The organism is Acidisphaera rubrifaciens HS-AP3 (genome assembly GCF_000964365.1).
In the GTDB taxonomy this organism is placed as follows: domain Bacteria; phylum Pseudomonadota; class Alphaproteobacteria; order Acetobacterales; family Acetobacteraceae; genus Acidisphaera; species Acidisphaera rubrifaciens.
The window spans coordinates 1-3583 of the sequence record NZ_BANB01000101.1 but is presented as its reverse complement, the minus strand read 5'-3'; the positions used below and the strand labels follow the sequence as shown (position 1 = coordinate 3583).

At 70.6% G+C, this 3583-nt stretch carries 4 protein-coding genes and 1 pseudogene; all 5 read left to right on the top strand.

The genetic code is table 11. The features are described from left to right. Positions 1–384: pseudogene (locus tag B8460_RS21590) on the top strand (hypothetical protein); the annotation flags it as partial. A 77-nt stretch (positions 385–461) separates the two neighbouring features. Next, entirely contained in the window at positions 462–878 is a 417-nt protein-coding gene (locus tag B8460_RS03975) for a hypothetical protein (RefSeq protein ID WP_048860279.1), read from the top strand. Between the two features lie 50 nt (positions 879–928). Further along, entirely contained in the window at positions 929–1279 is a 351-nt protein-coding gene (locus B8460_RS03970) for a RidA family protein (RefSeq protein WP_048860278.1), read from the top strand. A 246-nt stretch (positions 1280–1525) separates the two neighbouring features. Further along, positions 1526–2344: a CHAP domain-containing protein gene (locus tag B8460_RS23685; protein WP_084623216.1), complete on the top strand. Its 819-nt coding sequence runs from the start codon at positions 1526–1528 to the stop codon at positions 2342–2344. Between the two features lie 292 nt (positions 2345–2636). After that, the gene (locus tag B8460_RS03960; protein WP_048860277.1) at positions 2637–3479 is read left to right on the top strand and encodes a formate/nitrite transporter family protein; all 843 of its coding nucleotides are present in this window, start codon (positions 2637–2639) and stop codon (positions 3477–3479) included. Positions 3480–3583 lie beyond the last annotated feature (104 nt).

The window sequence follows — 3583 nt, the reverse complement described above, 5'->3', positions numbered from 1 at the left end:
GCCCTCGCCGGCCGCCCCGGCGCGCCGCGCGGCTTCACCTTTCGCCGGCCGGACGGCGGTGACCTCAGCCTCGCGCTGACCGACCGCGACGCGCGCTGCTGGGCGGCAACGGTCGAACGGGGCGCGGGTCTGTCCACCCGCGCTGGCATCTCGCTCCTGCTGCGGCTGCTCGCCCTGGTGGACCTGCTGGCGCGCGCGCCGTGGTTGCAGCACATACGGCGTGGCGGCGACGGAACTGACCTGCCGGTCGCGCTGCTCGCCGCCGCCGCCACCGTCGATCTCACCGACGACGCCCGCTTCGACGAGACCGCCCTGCAGTCCCGGCTGCAACGGGCGCGTCCGCCCGGCGCCGCACGGGACGCTTTTTGGGACCCACACGCATGATGCGCTACGCCCGCCCGCTCGCCCGCACCCCGAGACCGCCGCGCCGGACGTCCGTCCGACGCCTCGCGCCGTGTCTGATGATCCTCGCGCTGCCCGCCTGCACCTTCCCGACACCCGGGCCGCAGGCGCGGGCGAACGCGGCGTTGCAGGCCGCCTGTCAGAAACGGGTCGATCAGGTCTATGCCGAGCAGAACCGGCCGCAGATCTATCTGGACAACACGTCCTTCGACCAGCTGACCCCCTTCTCCAGCACCTCCTACGTGTCAGGCAACACGACGCGCGGGCTGGCCGGCGCGTACGAGCGGAACCAGCAGATCGACACCTGCCTGCGCAACACCGGCGCCGCGACAGGCGCCGCCGATGGCGGCCCGGATGCCCCGTCAGCCGGCGCCGGCTCAGGTCCCGGCCCAGGTCCCGGCGGGGCGATCGGCCTCGGCTCCGGCGCGCCGCCGGTTCCGGCGCCGCCGCCGCCCGGGCTGGGCCTGGCTCACTGACCGGCCGCCCGCCTCTTCTTCGACCCCAGCGACAAACGGATCACACCGCCATGAGCAAGATCATCCGCACCGAGGCCGGCAGCATTCTCGCCAAGGCCGTCGAGTATCACGGCTTCGTCTACCTGCAGGGGGTGACGGCGCGCGACCTGTCGAAGGATGTGAAGACCCAGACGAAGGACGTCCTCGACCAGATCGACGCGCTGCTGGAGACCCACGGCACCGACAAGACGCGCCTGTTGCAGGCGCAGATCTGGCTGAAGCAGATCACCGACCGCGACGCCATGAACGAAATCTGGACCGCCTGGCTGCCGGCGGGCGGCGCCCCGGCCCGTGCCTGTGTGGAGGCGGCGCTCGCCGACCCCCGCATCCTGGTCGAAATCATGATCACCGCCTGCAAGTAGAGGTTGCATAGCCTGACCGGCGCCGGCGCGCGGACGATCCGATTCCCGCGATCCGGCTCCGGCCTGGTGACAACGCTCTCGGAACGAACGCGTGATTTTAGGACCGCCGTCTTAGATTCACGCTTCATCCACAGGGGGTTAGAAACAAACTGTCACCTCACCCCGCAAGTCTCGACCTGAATGGATTGTCACCTTTGCAACCCTGCTGCTACGGCAGCGGTGGGGTGACACAACGGGGGACGAGGCATGCGGGTTCGCAACGCCGGGACGACTGCGCTCATTTTAGGTTCGCTGGTCCTGATCGGGCTCAGTGCACCGGTAACGGCTCAGGCGGGATACCGACGAACGGCGAGCCATCACGGCCATGCCAGTCACTACGCCAAACGCGGCGGCCACGGCCGCTACGCCTGGGGCGGCGGACGCCTGCAATGCGTGCCCTTCGCCCGCGCCGATTCCGGAATCGAACTCGCGGGCAACGCCGCGGGCTGGTGGTATGAGGCGGCCGGCGTCTATGAGCGCGGCAGCCGTCCCGAAGCGGGTGCGGTGCTGAACTTCGCGGCCAACGGGCGTATGCGCCTCGGCCACGTGGCGGTCGTCAGCCGCGTCCTCAACAGCCGCGAGATCGAGGTCGACCACGCAAACTGGTGGGGCCCCGGCAGCTACGGCGGCGTCGCCCGCGGCGTGCCGGTGGTCGACGTCTCGCCGAACAACGACTGGACCGCCGTCCGCGTCGGCCTCGACCGCAGCGGCGATTTCGGCTCGATCTACCCCACCCACGGCTTCATCTACGATCGCCCCGATCACGGGACGATGGTCGCCAACAACACGGTGGCCCCGCCTGTCACCGGCCTCGGCGCGGCGCCCGCCGACCTGCGGCCGCATGTGCGCATGGCGAGCCTCACCACCGGTCCCGTCCCGTACGACGAGGTCGCCGAGGCGCCGGCGGACACGGATTTCCGCACCACCCGACTCGGCCATCACCACGGCCGTCACGGTCACGCGAGCGCCCATCGCACGACGCACAGCCGCCACGCGGCCCGCACCGGCACCCACCACCGCGGCTGATCCACACTGCGGGACGATCCGCGCGGCGTCATAGGCGCCGGTCGCCTGCGGCAGCCCGCTGCTGCATTCAAAGGCTGCCCGCACCGCGGGCAGCCTTTGTCGTACTTGCTCGCTTGATGACCGCACCACCTGTCAGCGTCGTTACATTACCGGCAGTTATGCCTAAATAACGGGCAAACTACTGGCCAAACGGCACGGGAGGTCTGGCATGTGACTTGCTGCGCTCCATCTGCTCGCTGAAGCGGCCGCGGCCGCCGGCAGGCGCGCGCAACCGATCCGGAGCGGGGTCATCATGAGCAGCGACAGCCTCACGCCGGCCGACCTCGCCGCCCGGCTGCTCGCCGCGGGCGGCGCGCGTGCCGGGCTCGGCGTCGGCGACATGCTGCTCCGCGGCGCCCTGTCCGGCGCCCTGCTCGGCATCTCCACGAGCCTCGCCGTCACCGCCGCGACCGAGACCGCCACCCCGCTGGCGGGCGCACTGATCTTCCCCGTCGGCTTCGTCATGATCGTCCTGCTCGGCTTCGAGCTGGTGACCGGCAACTTCGCGGTGCTGCCGCTCGCCGTCCTCGGCCGGCGTCTCTCGCCGGGCGCCATGCTGGGCAATTTCGTCGCCGTTTTCGTCGGCAACCTGCTCGGCAGCCTGCTCTATGCGGCGCTGTTCGCCGTGGTGATGACCGACGCCGGCACCGCCGGCGCCCTGCCGCCCGTCGCCGCCCGCATCGTGCACATCGCCCAGGTCAAGACGACGGGCTATGCCGCCATGGGCACCGCCGGCCTCGCTACCTGCTTCGTCAAGGCGGTGCTGTGCAACTGGATGGTCTGCATGGGCGTGGTCATGTCCCTCGCCAGCACCTCGCAGATCGGCCGCATCGTCGGCGCCTGGATGCCGATCACGATCTTCTTCGCCCAAGGCTTCGAACACTCGGTCGTCAACATGTTCGTCATCCCCGCCGGCATGATGCTCGGGGCGCGCATCACGCTGGCGGAGTGGTGGTTGTGGAACGAAATCCCGGTCACGCTCGGCAATCTGGCGGGCGGCGTGCTGCTGGTGGCGCTGCCGTTCTTCTTTACCTACGTCCGCGGCGCGCCGGCCCGCCCGGTCCTGGCCGAACCCGCCGCCGCCGGGGCCGACTGACCGCATGAGCGGCGGCGGCGGCTTCTCGGCGGAGCAGGAGAACTACCTCAAGGGCTTCATGGCGGGCGTGGAGGCGCGCCGCGCCGCCCTCGGCCTGCCGCTCG

Bases quoted from the DNA above. Each gene is read 5' to 3' on its own strand.
- B8460_RS03975 (WP_048860279.1), top strand. From the start codon at position 462: ATGATCCTCGCGCTGCCCGCCTGCACCTTCCCGACACCCGGGCCGCAG.
- B8460_RS03970 (WP_048860278.1), top strand. From the start codon at position 929: ATGAGCAAGATCATCCGCACCGAGGCCGGCAGCATTCTCGCCAAGGCC.
- B8460_RS23685 (WP_084623216.1), top strand. From the start codon at position 1,526: ATGCGGGTTCGCAACGCCGGGACGACTGCGCTCATTTTAGGTTCGCTG.
- B8460_RS03960 (WP_048860277.1), top strand. From the start codon at position 2,637: ATGAGCAGCGACAGCCTCACGCCGGCCGACCTCGCCGCCCGGCTGCTC.